Annotated in this window: 16 protein-coding genes; 8 read left to right on the forward strand and 8 right to left on the reverse strand. The window is 58.1% G+C overall.

Annotation, left to right across the window (positions count from 1 at the left end):
• Positions 1-257: 257 nt before the first annotated feature.
• The 4 genes from AAEZ08_RS14350 (at position 258) to AAEZ08_RS14365 (ending at position 3,945) form a co-directional block, all read left to right on the forward strand.
• Positions 258-1,595 (forward strand): TRZ/ATZ family hydrolase, encoded by a 1,338-nt coding sequence (locus AAEZ08_RS14350; RefSeq protein ID WP_500124595.1) that lies wholly within the window; start codon positions 258-260, stop codon positions 1,593-1,595.
• 150 nt (positions 1,596-1,745) lie between these two features.
• Positions 1,746-2,444 carry a bifunctional 2-polyprenyl-6-hydroxyphenol methylase/3-demethylubiquinol 3-O-methyltransferase UbiG gene (gene ubiG / locus AAEZ08_RS14355; protein ID WP_102819642.1) on the forward strand — a complete coding sequence of 233 codons (699 nt, stop codon included), beginning with the start codon at positions 1,746-1,748 and terminating at the stop codon, positions 2,442-2,444.
• On the forward strand, positions 2,444-3,115 hold the full coding sequence (gene mupP, locus AAEZ08_RS14360; protein ID WP_102819641.1) for an N-acetylmuramic acid 6-phosphate phosphatase MupP: 672 nt from the start codon (positions 2,444-2,446) through the stop codon (positions 3,113-3,115). The genes ubiG and mupP overlap by 1 nt, the downstream gene beginning before the upstream one ends.
• Before the next feature lie 89 nt (positions 3,116-3,204).
• A complete protein-coding gene (locus tag AAEZ08_RS14365) occupies positions 3,205-3,945 on the forward strand; it encodes a YciK family oxidoreductase (protein ID WP_003282593.1) in 741 nt (246 codons plus the stop codon).
• 78 nt (positions 3,946-4,023) lie between these two features.
• On the opposite strand, the gene rluB is transcribed toward AAEZ08_RS14365, so the two are convergent.
• The 5 genes from rluB to prmB form a co-directional block, all read right to left on the reverse strand.
• Positions 4,024-5,151, reverse strand: coding sequence for a 23S rRNA pseudouridine(2605) synthase RluB (rluB, locus tag AAEZ08_RS14370; protein ID WP_500124596.1), 1,128 nt, complete (start codon positions 5,149-5,151; stop codon positions 4,024-4,026).
• Between the two features lie 113 nt (positions 5,152-5,264).
• Positions 5,265-5,909 (reverse strand): bifunctional 4-hydroxy-2-oxoglutarate aldolase/2-dehydro-3-deoxy-phosphogluconate aldolase, encoded by a 645-nt coding sequence (locus AAEZ08_RS14375; RefSeq protein ID WP_102819657.1) that lies wholly within the window; start codon positions 5,907-5,909, stop codon positions 5,265-5,267.
• A gap of 17 nt (positions 5,910-5,926) precedes the next feature.
• The gene (pgl, locus tag AAEZ08_RS14380; RefSeq protein ID WP_181066898.1) at positions 5,927-6,640 is read right to left on the reverse strand and encodes a 6-phosphogluconolactonase; all 714 of its coding nucleotides are present in this window, start codon (positions 6,638-6,640) and stop codon (positions 5,927-5,929) included.
• Complete coding sequence (gene zwf / locus AAEZ08_RS14385) at positions 6,627-8,096, reverse strand: glucose-6-phosphate dehydrogenase (protein WP_500124665.1); 1,470 nt, start codon at positions 8,094-8,096, stop codon at positions 6,627-6,629. Before zwf ends, pgl begins: the two co-directional genes overlap by 14 nt.
• A gap of 244 nt (positions 8,097-8,340) precedes the next feature.
• On the reverse strand, positions 8,341-9,264 hold the full coding sequence (gene prmB / locus AAEZ08_RS14390) for a 50S ribosomal protein L3 N(5)-glutamine methyltransferase (protein ID WP_500124597.1): 924 nt from the start codon (positions 9,262-9,264) through the stop codon (positions 8,341-8,343).
• A gap of 297 nt (positions 9,265-9,561) precedes the next feature.
• Here prmB and AAEZ08_RS14395 point away from each other — a divergent pair, with 297 nt between their 5' ends.
• The 3 genes from AAEZ08_RS14395 to folE all read left to right on the forward strand — a co-directional run bounded on the left by AAEZ08_RS14395 (position 9,562) and on the right by folE (position 11,507).
• Complete coding sequence (locus AAEZ08_RS14395) at positions 9,562-10,158, forward strand: cysteine hydrolase family protein (protein ID WP_003282587.1); 597 nt, start codon at positions 9,562-9,564, stop codon at positions 10,156-10,158.
• Positions 10,159-10,308: 150 nt separating this feature from the next.
• Positions 10,309-10,866: a Smr/MutS family protein gene (locus tag AAEZ08_RS14400; RefSeq protein WP_003282586.1), complete on the forward strand. Its 558-nt coding sequence runs from the start codon at positions 10,309-10,311 to the stop codon at positions 10,864-10,866.
• Positions 10,867-10,961: 95 nt separating this feature from the next.
• Positions 10,962-11,507, forward strand: coding sequence for a GTP cyclohydrolase I FolE (gene folE / locus AAEZ08_RS14405; RefSeq protein WP_003282585.1), 546 nt, complete (start codon positions 10,962-10,964; stop codon positions 11,505-11,507).
• 51 nt (positions 11,508-11,558) lie between these two features.
• Here folE and AAEZ08_RS14410 read toward each other — a convergent pair whose 3' ends face one another.
• A complete protein-coding gene (locus AAEZ08_RS14410; protein ID WP_003282584.1) occupies positions 11,559-12,161 on the reverse strand; it encodes a glutathione S-transferase family protein in 603 nt (200 codons plus the stop codon).
• Between the two features lie 42 nt (positions 12,162-12,203).
• Positions 12,204-13,370: an aminotransferase-like domain-containing protein gene (locus tag AAEZ08_RS14415; RefSeq protein WP_003282583.1), complete on the reverse strand. Its 1,167-nt coding sequence runs from the start codon at positions 13,368-13,370 to the stop codon at positions 12,204-12,206.
• Between the two features lie 80 nt (positions 13,371-13,450).
• Here AAEZ08_RS14415 and AAEZ08_RS14420 point away from each other — a divergent pair, with 80 nt between their 5' ends.
• On the forward strand, positions 13,451-13,894 hold the full coding sequence (locus tag AAEZ08_RS14420; RefSeq protein ID WP_058064609.1) for a MarR family winged helix-turn-helix transcriptional regulator: 444 nt from the start codon (positions 13,451-13,453) through the stop codon (positions 13,892-13,894).
• Positions 13,895-13,997: 103 nt separating this feature from the next.
• Here the strand turns inward: AAEZ08_RS14420 and rpsA are convergent, their stop codons facing one another.
• Positions 13,998-15,680: a 30S ribosomal protein S1 gene (gene rpsA, locus AAEZ08_RS14425; RefSeq protein ID WP_058064610.1), complete on the reverse strand. Its 1,683-nt coding sequence runs from the start codon at positions 15,678-15,680 to the stop codon at positions 13,998-14,000.
• Positions 15,681-15,695 lie beyond the last annotated feature (15 nt).

The raw sequence follows: 15,695 nt of genomic DNA on the forward strand, positions 1-15,695 counted from the left end.
CTAACCTTTTGATTTACAAGAGGTTTTGCTTGAGGACTGCGCCGGAAGTGGTGCGCATTATAGGGGCCTGAAAACTAACGTCAACCGTTTATTTGTTCTTTTCAGCAGCGGCAGTACCCAGTAACCAATTACAGGCATCCGCAAGCCGTGCCTATATAAGGAATGCGAGCATGAGGCGGACGTGCCTTAACTGCATTCCTTCAAACCGGCCCCATCAGCTATTACACTAATGCCTTTCTACTTAGTCATGGCTTCCCATGTCCCCGCAAAGCGGCACACCGCTAGATCTGCTTCTCTTTCCATCATGGTTGGTTCCGGTAGAACCTGCAGGGGTGGTGCTCAAAGGGCACGGCCTCGGAATTCGAGACGGCCGCATCGCTCTCATCGCACCACGAGCTGAAGCGCTTAAGCATCAAGCTAACGAAACTCGTGAGCTAGATGGGATGCTGCTCGCGCCAGGTCTTGTTAACGCGCACGGGCATGCCGCCATGACCCTATTTCGCGGCCTCGCCGATGACTTGCCGCTACAACGCTGGCTTAAAGACCATATCTGGCCCGCGGAAACCCGGTGGGTTGACGAGCACTTCGTCCAAAGCGGCAGCGAGCTGGCTATTGCCGAACAGTTGAAGAGCGGCATCACATGTTTTTCAGACATGTATTTCTACCCCAATGTGGTAAGTGGGCTAGTACACAAGTATGGCGTGCGTGCGCAGATCACCATCCCGGTATTGGACTTTGCCATCCCCGGCGCTCGCGACGCTGACGAGGCCCTGCGCAACGGCGTTGCACTCTTCGACGACCTCAAGCATCACCCGCGCATTACGGTCGCCTTTGGGCCGCACGCTCCCTACTCTGTCGCAGACGACAAGCTTGAGAACATCCGCATACTGGTCGCTGAGATGGACGCAGGGATTCATATGCACGTCCACGAAACAGCTCACGAGGTTCAGGAAGCACTACAGAAGAACGGAGTGAGACCTCTAGCGCGGCTTGCACGACTTCAACTACTTGGACCGCGCTTCCAGGCGGTGCATATGACGCAGGTTGTTGATGAAGATATCGAGCTGCTCACTGAGCATAATTGCAGCGTCATCCACTGCCCTGAATCCAACCTCAAGCTTGCCAGCGGCTTTTGCCCCGTGGAGCGCCTTTGGGAGGCAGGGATTAACGTTGCGATTGGAACAGACGGCGCGGCGAGCAACAACGACCTGGATCTACTAGGTGAAACACGCACCGCAGCCCTGTTAGCAAAAGCAGTCGCAGGGTCGGCAACGGCACTGGATGCCCATCGGGCACTTCGCATGGCTACGCTTAACGGTGCACGGGCAATGGGCTTGGATGACCATACTGGCTCGCTAGAGGTCGGCAAGTACGCAGACTTGGTTGCGTTCGATCTTTCGGGCTTGGCGCAACAGCCTATATATGACCCTGTCTCCCAATTGATCTACTCCACCGGACGCGACACCGTGCGGCACGTGTGGGTCGGAGGCAAGCAGCTACTGGATAATGGCAGCCTGACGCGCATGGACGAACAGCAGGTCATTGCCAATGCCCGTCAATGGGCTGCACGCATCGCAGGTACGGACAAGCCTTGATGTGCGTCCGGTGCCTGCGAATAAAGCACTGTTAACGCGACAAACTGACATACAACTGCGGGCACCTGATGTGCCCGTCCTCTATCCGAAGCTGGCAACATGAGCGTTTGCAGCTCAAGCTTCTCCCTCAGCCTTGAAACGGACCCGATCATGAGCAACGTCGACCACGCCGAAATCGCCAAATTCGAAGCCCTTGCGCATCGCTGGTGGGACCGCGAAAGCGAATTCAAGCCGCTGCACGAGATCAACCCGCTTCGGGTGAACTGGATAGACGAACACATTGCGCTAGCAGGCAAGAAGGTCATCGATATTGGCTGCGGCGGCGGCATACTAAGTGAATCCATGGCCCAGCGCGGGGCGCACGTAACCGGCATCGATATGGGCGAAGCTCCGCTGTCAGTAGCGCGCCTGCACCTTCTGGAATCTGGGCTTGATATCGACTATCGGCAAATCACCGCCGAAGCGATGGCAGACGGAGCGCCTGAGCAGTTCGATGTGGTCACCTGTCTTGAGATGCTGGAACACGTGCCGGACCCAGCATCGGTTATTCGAGCCTGCTGTAAGCTGGTCAAGCCAGGCGGACAGGTATTCTTCTCGACAATCAACCGCAACCCGAAAGCCTACGCGTTCGCCATTATCGGCGCAGAGTACGTACTGCAGTTGCTTCCGCGCGGCACCCATGACTTCAAGAAATTCATCCGTCCATCGGAGCTGGGAGCTTGGAGCCGCGACGCGGGTCTGGCGGTCAAGGACATCATCGGCCTTACTTACAACCCGCTCACCAAGCACTACAAGCTGGCTGCGGACGTCGATGTCAACTATATGGTCCAGACCATCAAGGAGGCCTGATGCGTCTGCGCGCTGTTTTGTTCGATATGGACGGTACCCTACTCGATACCGCTCCCGACTTCATTGCCGTCGCACAAGCCATGCGAACCGCCCGCGGCCTGCCCCCCGTGCCCGGACAGCAGATTCGTGATGTCGTGTCAGGCGGTGCAAGAGCCATGGTGCTCAGCGCATTCGACGTCGATCCACTATCGGCCGAGTTCGAAGCGCTGCGCCTCGAGTTCCTCGTGCGATATCAGGAAAATTGCGCGGTACACAGCCACCTTTACGAAGGCATGGCGGAACTGCTCGAGGAGATCGAGCGCGCAAATTTGCTCTGGGGAGTGGTGACCAATAAACCGCTGCGCTTTGCGGAACCAATCATGCATCAGCTGGGCTTGGCATCCCGCTCTGCGGTTCTGATCTGCCCTGACCATGTAACCAACAGCAAGCCAGACCCCGAGCCTATGCTCCTGGCGTGCAAGCAACTCGACCTTGATCCGTCTTCCGTGTTGTTCGTAGGGGACGACCTTCGGGACATCGAATCGGGCCGCGCTGCGGGCAGCAGAACGGCGGCTGTGAGCTACGGCTACATCCACCCAGAGGACAACCCCGGTAATTGGGGCGCGGATGTCGTGGTTGATCATCCATTGGAACTGCGTCGAGTTCTGGATCGAGCGTTATGCGCCTGCTGAACTGCCAATAGCGCAAAAACCGCCCCAGTCTATCTGCTCGGCAGCAACTGCCGGGCGTCAACCATCAATATGATCTACGAGGCATCCCGATGTTCGAGTACTCCGCCCGTCCCGACCTGCTGAAGGGGCGCATCATTCTGGTTACCGGGGCCGGCCGCGGCATCGGTGAAGCCGCGGCCAAAGCCTATGCCGCTCACGGGGCTACGGTACTGTTGCTGGGCAAGAACGAAGAAAACCTGAACCGTGTCTATGATGATATCGAAGCGGCGGGCCACCCTCGCCCCGCGGTCATCCCGCTGAATCTGGAAACCGCCCTACCTCACCAATATGATGAATTGGCCGCGATGGTCGAACGCGAATTCGGACACATCGACGGTATCTTGCACAACGCGGCGATCGTCGGGCCACGTACACCTCTCGAGCAGTTATCCGGAGACAACTTCATGCGGGTGATGCAGGTAAATGTGAACGCGATGTTCATGTTGACCAGCACCCTACTTCCGCTGCTCAAGCTCGCCAAAGATGCTTCGGTGATCTTCACGTCCAGCAGTGTTGGCCGCAAAGGGCGGGCTTACTGGGGCGCTTATGCCGTCTCGAAGTTTGCCACCGAGGGCCTGATGCAGGTGCTCGCAGACGAAATGGATGACACATCACCGGTTCGCGCCAATAGCATCAACCCTGGCGCCACCCGCACCGACATGCGCGCCAAGGCCTATCCGGGCGAGAATCCTGTGGTCAATCCGCTTCCTGAGGAAATTATGCCGGTCTATCTGTACCTGATGGGCCCGGACAGTGCCGGAGTCAACGGTCAGGCGCTGGACGCTCAATAACACTGGCCTGTCGATAACAGCAATGCACTGCGCAGTGGAATAGCTGCTATCCGCTGCGCAGTCTAGAACTCACCAGGATTACTTGTTGCGCTCACGCCCGAATCCTGGACGCTGACCGTCGCCCGCAGGCTTTTTGCCCAGCCCTGACGACCGCCCCGCCCCATCATTGCGCTTGCCGCCCTTACGCGAATTGCCCGGACGCTCTGCGACCGGTGTTCCACGAGACTTATCACCGTTAGCGTGCGGCTTACGCCCACCTTGATCGTTCCGTGTTGCCCGCGACTTTTCCGATGCCGCTGGAACATCAGCCTCGTTCGCCGAGCGTAGCACTCGGGGCCGCCGCTCACCCCGCGCCAGCGGTTTAGCCACCTTGCGCTGCATGCGGTCGATCTTCTCCTTCGCCTTGGCCTTCATGCTAGGCAGGGCGATCGGCTTGAGACCTACTTCCTGGCTGAGGATATCCACTTCGGATTGCGACATCTCGCGCCAGCGCCCCATTGGAAGATCAGAAGTCATGAATACCGGGCCGAAACGCACACGCTTCAACCGGCTCACGACCAGACCTTGAGATTCCCAGAGCCGTCGAACCTCGCGATTGCGGCCCTCCATCACCACGCAATGGTACCAATGGTTGAAGCCTTCACCGCCAGGTGCTTCCTGTATATCGGTAAAACGCGCCGGACCATCTTCCAGCATTACGCCGGTTTTGAGCCGGTCGATCATCTCGTCATCAACTTCGCCGCGCACACGCACCGCATACTCACGGTCCATCTCATACGACGGGTGCATCAGACGGTTCGCCAGCTCACCATCAGTGGTGAAAAGCAGAAGCCCGGTGGTATTGATGTCCAATCGACCTATGTTGATCCAACGGCCTTCTTTGGGACGTGGCAACCGATCAAAAACCGTAGGACGGCCTTCCGGGTCGTTGCGGGTGCAGATCTCGCCATCGGGCTTGTTATAGATGAGGACGCGACGAACGATTTCGTTGGCTTCTTCGCGCTTTAGCAGGCGGCCGTCAACCGCAATCGCATCATGCGAGTCGACGCGCTGGCCAAGGCTGGCGATAGCCCCATTGACCTTGACTCGACCTTCGGCAATCCATTTTTCAACATCACGACGTGACGCCATGCCCAGACGGGCCAGGACTTTTTGCAGCTTTTCGCCGTGAGTTACATGAGTGCTTGTTTCTTCGTGCTCGGTCATCTGGGCACCTCCCGGTGTGGCAATCCGATTGAAAGGGCGCGAATCATACGCGCATCGCAGCTGTTACGCATCTACGACAGGGTAGCAGCGATCCGCACTAGCTGTGGCAGAGATCAGCGCAACGCTGCCAGCGCCTCAGCCGTACGCTGCTGAATACCTGCCCAGTTGCCACTATCAAGGCTTGCGCTGTCAATCATCCAGGTGCCGCCGACGCACATCACGTTCGACAATGCCAAGTATTGCGCGGCGTTGCCGGCACTAACCCCACCAGTGGGGCAGAACCGCGCGTCAACGAACGGGCCACCGAGCGCTTTCAAGGCGGCAACGCCGCCACAGACTTCTGCCGGAAAAAGTTTGAAGCGACGATAACCCAGCGCGTACCCTTCCATGATGTCCGATGCATTGCTTGTCCCCGGCAGCAGAGGTACAGAGCAGTTCACCCCTGCCTCTAGAATCTCTCGTGTAGAGCCTGGCGTGACAATGAACTGAGCCCCCGCCGCCTCAACCTCGTCCATCATGCGCCGATCCAGCACGGTGCCGGCGCCGATACAAAGATCGGGACGTTCTTCGCGCAACCGTCGAATGGCTGTTAAGCCATAGGCGGATCGCAAGGTGATTTCCAACGTACGAAGTCCGCCCCCGGCCAATGCATCAGCAAGAGGCAGGATCTGCTCTTCGCTCCCTATGGTAATGACTGGCAGGATCCGCGCATCTACACAGATTCGTTCGATGAGAGCGTTCTTCTGGTCCATGGTCATGCGAAAGTCCTCGGGCCTCACGGGCACCAATAGATTTCGAGCGGGGAATGCAGAAATGCGCGAATCGGCATCTGCAACGGATCGACACTCAGCGCCGCGCGCAGGGTTTCGAGCTTGTCAGCGCCCTGGATAGCCAGGCATTGCATTCGAGCACCAGCTAACAGCGGATAGGTCATTGTCAGACGGGCCTGCGGATCGACCGGCGCATGCATCGGCAGGCACCGCTCCGGGCAGTCATCACGCAACGCATGTGCCAGATTTGGGTTGCCGGGGAACAACGAGGCCGTATGGCCGTCATCCCCCATTCCCAGTATCAGCACGTCGATAGGCCGCTGCAGCTGCGCCAAGGTATGGTCAGCGAGCGATGCGGCCTGCTCAATGGATTCGACCGGCTGGTACAGCCCGATCAGCCGCGCCTCGCGCGCCGCGTTCTGCAGCAGATGACGCCGCACCAAGCCTTCGTTGCTGGCCGGATCGGTCGCGGGCACCCAGCGCTCGTCAGTCAGGCTGACCTGCACCTTCGACCAGTTCAGTTCCCGTGTCGACAGGGCTTCGAAGAACGCAATCGGACTGCGTCCACCGGATACGACGAGACTGGCAATGCCGTGGGTCTGCACCGCATAGGTCAGCGCCTTGGCCACGTTGTCAGCCATCAGCTCGGCGTGCCGCTGCGGATTGGCCGAACTATGCGCCACCACACCGGTAGGAAGATCCAGCTCAGAGATCGCCATACCACGCCCTCCCATCCCGCGTAATCAGTGCAATCGAAGCGACCGGCCCCCAAGACCCAGCCGGATAAAGTTTGAGCTCCGCACCGAGGCGATTCCAGCCCTCAATTAATTGATCGCACCATTGCCAGGCATATTCAATCTCATCTCTACGGACAAAAAGATTCTGGTTGCCCTGCATGACCTCGAGCAAGAGGCGCTCATAGGCATCTGGAATGCGGGTGCTCTTGTAGGTTTCAGAGAAATTCAGCTGCAAGGGGCCGCTACGCAGATGCATGCCCTTGTCCAACCCCTGCTCCTTGGTCATCACCTGCAGCGAAATGCCCTCGTCAGGCTGCAGTCGGATGATCAGGCGATTGCTGATCAGGGCTCGTTGCTCGGGCGCAAAGATATAGAACGGCGGCTCTTTAAAATGGATGACGATCTGCGAAAGCTTCTGCGCCATGCGTTTGCCGGTACGCAGATAGAACGGCACGACAGACCAGCGCCAATTACAAATGTCGGCACGCAACGCAACGAAGGTTTCAGTGCTGCTTTCAGCGTTCGAGTTCTCCTCATCCAAGTAGCCGGGTACCGAGACGCCGGCTACGTTTCCTGCTGAATATTGGCCCCGCACCACCCTTTGATGGATGGATTGCGCAGTGATCGGCGCGAGTGCCTTTAACACCTTCACTTTCTCATCGCGAATGCTGTCGGCGGTCAGATTGCTCGGCGGGTCCATGGCAATCAGGCAGAGCAGTTGCAGCAAATGGTTCTGCACCATGTCGCGCAGCTGGCCGGCCTGATCGAAATATCCCCAGCGGCCCTCGATGCCAACCGTTTCGGCCACGGTGATTTCTACATGGGAGATATGGTGCTGGTCCCACTGCGTCTCGAACAGGCTGTTGGCGAAGCGTAGCGCGATGAGGTTCTGTACCGTTTCCTTACCAAGGTAGTGGTCTATGCGGTAGATACTACTCTCGGGAAAGTAATCGGCGACCGCATCGTTGATCACCCGCGAGGACTCCAGATCATGACCGATGGGCTTTTCCAGAACGACCCGAGTCTGTTCGGCCATCCCCGCCGCGGCAAGAAGCCTGCAGATATCTCCGTACACAACCGCCGGTGTCGCGAAATAGGCGATCAACGGCAGCCCGGCCGGGACAGCATCGCGAAGAGCTGCGTAATCTTCAGCGCGACGAAAATCCATCGTCAGATAGAGCAATCGCGCGCTGAAACGCTCGAGGGCTTGCTCATCGAGTTCGCCAACGGCGACTCGCGTACGCAGTGCCTGCTCGATTCGCGCCTTGTGTGCGGCCGCTTCGCCGGTCTCACGTGACAGCGCCAGGATCTGGGTATCGGCATGCAGCAGACCGGCACGATCCAACTGATAAAGCGCGGGAAACAGCTTGCGTAGCGCCAGGTCGCCCGAGGCGCCGAACAACGAGAATGTAATGGGTTCTACCGTAATGCCTGGCATGGTCCGTCCGCTTGAATGCAAGGGCTCAATGACGTGCAGCACGAGCACGAGATGATCGATCAGCAGCAAGCAGCCAAATGCCATTACTCTCGATCAAACGCCACAAGCAACAGACCTTAGTGACATGCGAAATGCTTCAGGCATGGCGGAAATTGCACAACTCTTGACCCGCTGCCAATCTCTATGCGCACATCCCGCTCGCTTGATGGCTCGACACCACGGCCGAGCCCAAGCAGCACCTGATCTAGCTTTGAGCAAGACGCGAGCGGAACAGAGCCTGGTGTTTCCGACACTGCTGAGCTGCAAGCAGGAACACCCCATGTCCACCACGGGAGAAATCCAACCAGGTGAAGTCCACTTCGGGATATAGCGCCTGAACATGGACCTGACTGTTACCCACTTCGATGATCAGGATGCCGTCATCGGTGAGGTGATCCGCGGCCTGCGCAAGCATGCGCCGCACCAGATCCAACCCATCCTCACCACATGCCAGCCCGATAGCCGGCTCATGATGGAATTCGTCAGGCATGTCGCCGAAATCTTCGGCATCAACATACGGTGGATTGGACACGATCAGGTCGAAACGCTGATTGGGCAGTCCATCAAAGCCATCGCTCTGCACCGTATAAACGCGATCCTCGAGTCCGTGATGCTCGATGTTTCGATTGGCTACCTCGATCGCATCGAACGAAAGGTCAGCGAGAACAACCTGCGCCTCGAGAAACTCGTAAGCGCAGGCGATGCCGATACAACCCGAGCCGGTGCACAGGTCCAGTATCCGCGCTGGTGTATCGGGCAGCCACGGCTCAAAACGATGTTCGATCAGTTCACCTATCGGCGACCGCGGGATCAACACCCGTTCATCGACAATGAAGGGTAAACCGCAGAACCAAGCCTGCCCCAGCAGATAGGCCGTTGGCACACGCTCTTCGATGCGACGACGCAGCAGATTCTGCAAATGCTCACACTCGTCGAGTTCCAGGCGACAGTCCAAATAGCTGTCGGACATTTCCCACGGCAAGTGCAGCGCACCGAGTACCAACTGGCGCGCATCATCCCAAGCATTGTCGGTGCCATGGCCAAAGAACAACTGCTCAGCCTGAAAGCGGCTGACAGCCCAGCGAATATGATCACGCAGCGTTCGCAAGCGGGAGGGCGAAGCGGTCACAAGGACATCTCCTGTAAAAAGGGCGCGAGTGTAGCAGGCATACCGAAAATCGCAGCTATGCCGCTGGCCGCACGAGCGTAGAGCACTGGGGTTTCAGGGTTTGCTTCATTTAAGTCATCAATAGCAATCGGATCACTCTTCGAGCATCGCCAGGAGCACGAGATATTGTTGCAAGCAAGGCGGATTCCCGATTAGACCAAGCAGTCAGCTAATCACTCAGCGAAACATCAGCTGAACGGTTCACATCGGCGCATTCTGGCGCCACAATCAGCCCCCTCACAGCACAAGGAGCCGAAAATGACCAAGCCACAGACCATGCTTCAGCTCAGTGGCCGCAGCTACAACCCGGCGACGCTGGCGAATGCGACCTTGCTGGTCATCGATGTGCAGGAAGAGTACCGCAGCGGCGTTCTTGCGCTGCCCGCCCTGGATAGGGCACTTCCGGAAATCACCCGTTTGCTGGCAGCCGCACGCGAGGCTGGGGCGCCAATCGTGCATGTGCATCACCTGGGTATCAGTGGCGGCCTTTTCGATCCGCAGGGGTTTCGTGGACAGATCATGCCGGAAGCGGCACCGCAGCCCGGTGAGGCAGTAGTTGCCAAACGTCTGCCGAACGCTTTCTCCGGCACCGAGCTCCATGATCTGCTGCAGAGGCTGGGTCGCCTGGACTTGATCGTTTGCGGCTTCATGACCCACTCGAGCATCAGCACAACAGTTCGGGCCGCCAAGGATTACGGCTATCGCTGCACACTGGTGGACAGCGCCTGTGCCACACGCAATCTGCCGATGGGAGAAGGCAGCATCGATGCCGAACAGGTACACCGCATCGAGATGACCATTCTTGCCGACAACTTTGCCGTTTGCGTGCAAGACGCTGCAGCGCTAGCGCGCTGAAGGCCCATGATCCGAACGCTGCCTGAGCTGAACGAACTGGCAGCCTTTCCAGACGCGCGCCGCATAATGCAAGCAAAAATACGCCTGGATGGAAGACTCGTCCGCCAGGCGCTGTGGCTGGGGTAAACTGCCGTCCTGTTTGGAGGCCCCATGCAAGACGACGACTTCTCTCTCTTCCAATCGGCTGTGCGCGGCGTCAAGCCGATCAAGCACGACCGCGCCGAAACCGGCAAAGCACGCAGCAATCGCGAACAGATCGTGACTCGCCGCAGCAACGCCACAGTGAGCAACGAAACCACGCGCGTCGACGGGCTATCGGATCAGTTCGTCATCGACGTAGGTGCCGAAGACGAGCTTTATTGGGCTCGCGACGGAGTGCAGGACAGCCAGGTCCGCAAGCTAAAGGCCGGCCAGATCCCGTTCGAGGGAAGTCTCGACCTGCATGGCATGAGCGTCGAGAAAGCCCGCGAGCTGTTATGGGACTTTCTGGCCGAAGCGACACGGCTCGAAGTGCGCTGCGTCCGAGTGACCCATGGCAAGGCGGCAAGGCTCGACGGCAAGCGGCCGCTGATCAAGAGCCACGTCAACACCTGGCTGCGGCAACATCCGCAAGTGCTCGGCTTTACTTCCTGCCTGCCACGTCATGGCGGCACCGGCGCCATTTACGTAATGCTCAAGCGCACCATGCTTGAAGGCCGCGACGAATGAGCCGCGGCCAGCGTCTCGCTCGCCAGACTTGCCAGCCGGGCGGCGGCCCCCTACCCTTCGCCTTCGCGACCCCATGAAGCCTGACAGGTAGCTCAATGTCCCTGGAACAACACTACACCGCGATCCTTGGCCAACTTGGCGAGGACGTTAGCCGCGAAGGCCTGCTCGACACGCCTAAGCGCGCTGCCAAAGCCATGCAGTACCTGTGCAAGGGCTATCAGCAGACCCTTGAAGAAGTCACCAACGGTGCGCTGTTCACGTCAGATAACAGCGAAATGGTGCTAGTCAAGAACATCGAGCTGTACTCGCTGTGCGAGCATCACATGCTGCCTTTCATCGGCAAGGCACACGTTGCATATCTCCCCAATGGCAAGGTGCTCGGCCTGTCGAAGGTCGCTCGCATCGTGGACATGTATGCGCGACGCCTGCAGATTCAGGAAAACCTGACCCGCGAAATCGCCGAGGCGATGCAGCAGGTCACCGGCGCATCAGGTGTCGCGGTGGTCATCGAAGCCCAGCACATGTGCATGATGATGCGCGGCGTGGAGAAACAGAACTCGTCGATGGTCACATCGGTGATGCTGGGTCAGTTCCGCGATAACGCCGCGACCCGCAGCGAGTTTCTCGGCTTGGTGAAATAGAAATAGCACCGACCGCATAGGAAAACTGGGCCATTGCGGCCCAGTTTTCGTTTAATCGTACATCCCGACATGTCGCGGATGGCTGGCGATGCGCTGCAGCCATTGGCGAATCGCGGGATAGTCGTCCAGCTCAAACCCCCCTTCCTCGGCGACATGTGTATAAGCATATAGCGCGACGTCGGCGATCGAATAATGATCACCGACCAGGTAAGGCGTGCGCAGCAGCTGCTGCTCCATCACGTTCAGCGCGTGATATCCATCCAGTTGTTTGGCCTCGTACTCTTCACGGCGCTCTTCCGGCATGTCGAGGTAGACCTTGATGTAGCGGGCGACAGCCAGGAAGGGCTCGTGGCTGTACTGCTCAAAGAACTGCCACTGCAACACCTGGGTGCGCAAGCGTGGGTCAGTCGGCAAGAATTCACTGCCCTCGGCGAGGTAGTTCAAGATGGCATTGGACTCCCAAAGACAGGTGCCATCCTCCAGCTCAAGAACCGGAATCTTGCCGTTCGGATTTTTCCTGAGGAACTCCTCAGAGCGGGACTCACCACGAAGGATATTGATCGGAATCCACTCGTACGGCTGGCCCAGCAGATGCAGCATCAGTTTGACCTTGTAGCAATTACCCGATCTGTAATCACCGTAGACTTTCAACATGCTCCCCTCCGATCGACCCGGCGTGCGGGTCAGCGATAATGCTCAAGCAGCTTCCAGCGCCTTAGCTTCGCGGATAACCTTTGCCAGCCGACGCAATCCTTCCTCCATTCTCTCAGCGGCAACATGGCTGAAATTCAGCCGCAGATAGCCGGGATTGGCGTCCGGGTCCACGAAGAAGGGCTCGCCAGGCATAAACACCACATCGTTGGCGAGCGCCTGATTGAGCAGTGTTCGCGTATCCAGCGGTTCTTTCAGCGTCAGCCAGAAGAACAGCCCGCCCTGCGGCAGCTGCCAGGACGCAAGATCACCGAAGTGCTCGCTGAGCGCATCCTGCATAGCATCACGACGAGCCCGATAGAAATCGCGAAGCTCCGCCAGATGTGCCTGATACCGCTCGCTACCCAGCCACTGCAGCGCCTGCCACTGTCCAATCCGGTTGGTATGCAGATCAGCCGACTGCTTCAGTCGTAGCAAATAAGGGAACAGATCCGGCGAGGCGATCAGATAACCCACGCGCAATCCCGGCAGCAGCGTCTTGGATACGGTACCGGTGTAAATCCAACTCGCGCGCTGCAGACGTGCAACGATTGGCTTGGCACAACCCTGATCGAATACCAGCTCGCGGTATGGCTCATCCTCGAGCAGCGTCACGCCGAACTCGTCCAACAATGCAGCGACAGCGTCACGCTTGTCTTCGCTATAGCGAACGGCGGATGGATTCTGGAATGTGGGAATCAGGTAGGCAAAAGCAGGCGTGTGCTGCTCCAGCGTAGCGCGCAGAGCAGCGATGTCCGGACCGTCGGCTTGCTGAGGAACTGCTAGGCACTCAGCGCCGAACAGCTGGAAGGATTGCAACGCAGCTAGATACGTCGGCGCCTCGACCAGCACTTCAGTGCCCGAGTCGATAAACAGCTTCGACGCGAGATCCAGCGTCTGCTGCGAGCCACTGACGATCAGCACCTGGCTCGCCTCGCAGGGTACGCCTAGCTCTCGGGCTTGCGCGGCAATGGCCTCACGAAGAGCGGGCTCGCCTTCGCTCATGCCGTACTGTCCCATACCTGCCGGCAGCTCGGCCCAATCCACCGCAGGCAGCATCGCCTCGGCCGGCAGTCCTCCAGCGAAGGACATCACTTCCGGGCGCTGGGCTGCAGCGAGGATTTCACGAATGAGGGAACTTTTAAGGCGAGTAATGCGTTCGGAGAAGGCCATTTTCATACCAGATGCGAGGCGCTGCAAAATAAGTCAAACTTCTTGACCGAAATTACGCCTCTCACGATAAATACGTCAATATGCCTGACCTAAAAAAAAGCGCAGTACAGCGCCAGATCATGGAGAGCTTCTTTCTCGGCTATCAGGCCTTCACGGCCAAGCCTGACGAAATGCTCGCCCGCCGTGGCCTGTCCCGTGTGCATCATCGCATTCTGTTCTTTATCGCGAGCTACCCGGACCTAAGCGTCAAGGAGCTGCTGAGCTATCTCGGCGTTTCCAAACAGGCATTGAATACGCCGCTGCGTCAGTTGATCGAGATGCATCTGGTGGAAAGCCTTACTGCAGAGGATGACAAGCGAAAGCGCATGCTGCGGTTTACCGTAGAGGGAGCGAAGCTCGAGCAGGCCTTGCGCAGGGAACAGGTCCGCCTGCTTCAACGCGCCTTCGATGATGTCGGCGAACAGGCCGTGGATGGCTGGCTGGCAGTCAACCAGGCGCTTGCCATGGAGAAGGCCAAAGGCTAGACGAGGATTCGGAGATCCGACCGGATGGTTTCATCTTCAGACCACTTTCACACAGACACAAAAAAGGGCGACCGAAGTCGCCCTTTTTATGAAGAACCCGAACTTAGTTCTGGTTTTCCATCTGAGCACGGATCAGATCACCGATGGTGGTCGGGCCGGTGCTTTCTACGTCCTGCTTGGTGCGCAGCTCTTTCATCGCATCCTTTTCGTCTTCGACGTCTTTGGACTTGATGGACAGGCTGATCACGCGGGACTTGCGGTCGATACTGATGATCTTGGCTTCGACTTCGTCGCCTTCCTTCAGCACGTTGCGCGCGTCTTCAACGCGGTCACGGCTGATTTCGGAAGCTTTCAAAGTAGCTTCGATATCGTTACCCAGATCGATGATGGCGCCCTTGGCGTCAACTTCTTTCACGGTACCGCGAACGATGCTGCCCTTGTCATTGACGGCGGCGTAGTTGGAGAACGGATCGTCTTCCAGCTGCTTGATGCCCAGGGAGATGCGCTCACGCTCCGGGTCGACCGACAGGATGACAGTGTCCAGCTCGTCGCCCTTCTTGAAGCGGCGAACGGCTTCTTCACCCGGCTCGTTCCAAGAGATGTCGGACAGGTGAACCAGACCATCGATGCCGCCGTCCAGACCAATGAAGATACCGAAATCGGTGATCGACTTGATGGTGCCGGAGATCTTGTCGCCCTTGTTGAACTGGCCGGAGAAGTCTTCCCATGGGTTGGTTTTGCACTGCTTGATACCCAGGGAGATACGACGACGCTCTTCGTCGATGTCCAGAACCATGACTTCCACTTCGTCGCCGACCTGTACGACCTTCGACGGGTGGATGTTCTTGTTGGTCCAGTCCATTTCGGAAACGTGTACCAGGCCTTCGACACCCTCTTCCAGCTCGGCGAAGCAGCCGTAGTCGGTCAGGTTGGTGACGCGAGCCTGAACACGGGTGCCTTCCGGGTAACGCGCCTTGATGGCAACCCATGGGTCTTCGCCCAGCTGCTTCAGGCCCAGCGATACGCGGTTGCGCTCGCGGTCGAACTTCAGCACCTTGACATCGATCTCGTCGCCAACGTTGACGATCTCGGACGGATGCTTGATGCGCTTCCAGGCCATGTCGGTAATGTGCAGCAGACCATCGACGCCGCCCAGGTCAACGAACGCACCGTAATCGGTGAGGTTCTTGACGATACCTTTGACCTGCTGGCCTTCCTGCAGGGACTCGAGCAGAGCTTCGCGCTCGGCACTGTTCTCTGCTTCCAGCACGCTGCGACGGGAAACGACAACGTTGTTGCGCTTCTGGTCCAGCTTGATGACCTTGAACTCGAGCTCTTTGCCTTCCAGATGGGTGGTATCACGCACCGGACGGACATCGACCAAGGAACCTGGGAGGAACGCACGGATGCCGTTAACGTCGACAGTGAAGCCGCCTTTAACCTTACCGTTGATAACGCCCTTGACCACTTCCTCAGCGGCGAAAGCTGCTTCCAGAACAATCCAGGATTCCGCGCGCTTGGCTTTTTCACGGGACAGCTTGGTCTCGCCAAAGCCATCTTCAACCGCGTCCAGAGCAACGTGGACCTCGTCACCCACCTTGATGGTCAGCTCGCCCTGCTCGTTGTAGAACTGCTCGACCGGGATGACGCCCTCGGACTTGAGGCCGGCATGCACGGTGACCCAGTCACCGTCGATGTCGACCACGATGCCGGTGATGATGGCACCCGGCTGCATGTCGAGGGATTTAAGGCTTTCTTCAAAAAGTTCTGCGAAGCTTTCGCTCATGTTTATTCCTGCTGT

It is taken from the genome of Pseudomonas sp. E45-MNA-CIBAN-0222 (assembly GCF_040310405.1).
Taxonomy (GTDB): Bacteria; Pseudomonadota; Gammaproteobacteria; order Pseudomonadales; family Pseudomonadaceae; genus Stutzerimonas; species Stutzerimonas stutzeri_AC.